The organism is Mycobacterium sp. E342 (genome assembly GCF_001667665.1).
GTDB lineage: Bacteria > Actinomycetota > Actinomycetes > Mycobacteriales > Mycobacteriaceae > Mycobacterium.
In genome coordinates this window covers 1-610 of record NZ_LZJM01000015.1, presented here as the reverse complement: position 1 = coordinate 610, position 610 = coordinate 1, and the positions used below count along the sequence as shown (strand labels likewise).

Genomic DNA, 610 nt, shown 5'->3' with positions numbered 1-610 from the left:
TTCAGCACTACAACAAGTACATGCACTACCTGACCGGCTGTGAGAACTTCTTCCGCAAGGGCATCAGCAATGTCGGGCAGTTCACCCTCGTGAAGTAGGTCGCGAGGGGCTGGGGTCCGCTACTTTTCCAACGTGAACTGGTCGACGTCGGTGTAACCCTGGCGGAACAGCTTCGCGCACCCGGTCAGGTACTTCATGTAGCGGTTGTAGACCTCTTCGGACTGGATCTCGACCGCCCGTTGGCGGTTGGCCTCCAGGTTCGCCGCCCAGATGTTGAGCGTGCGCTCGTAGTGCTCCTGCAGCAATTGGACCTGCTGCACGGAGAACCCCGCTTCGCCGGCGAACCTGAAGATGTCTTCCTGCGCCGGTAATTGTCCGCCCGGGAAGATTTCAGTGCCAATGAACCGCGCGAATCGAAGGTCGTTCATCGTGATGGAGACGCCGCGTTCGTACTGCTGCTTCTGGGTGTAGGTCAAAATGGTATGCAATAACATGCGGCCGTCGTCGGGAAGAATGTTGTAGGAACGTTCGAAGAACGCGGCGTACCGCTCCATCTTGAAAGCCTCGAAGGCGCCGATCGAGACAATTCGGTCGACCTTGTCCTCGAACT

The 610-nt window shown here is 57.7% G+C and carries 1 protein-coding gene and 1 pseudogene; one reads left to right on the top strand and one right to left on the bottom strand.

The features are described 5' to 3' along the window. Positions 1–98, top strand: a pseudogene (locus tag A5692_RS28745) (class I SAM-dependent methyltransferase); the annotation flags it as partial. A 21-nt stretch (positions 99–119) separates the two neighbouring features. Here A5692_RS28745 and A5692_RS00840 read toward each other — a convergent pair. Continuing rightward, positions 120–610: class I SAM-dependent methyltransferase (locus tag A5692_RS00840; protein ID WP_156765857.1), on the bottom strand; the 491-nt coding region annotated here is incomplete at its 5' end.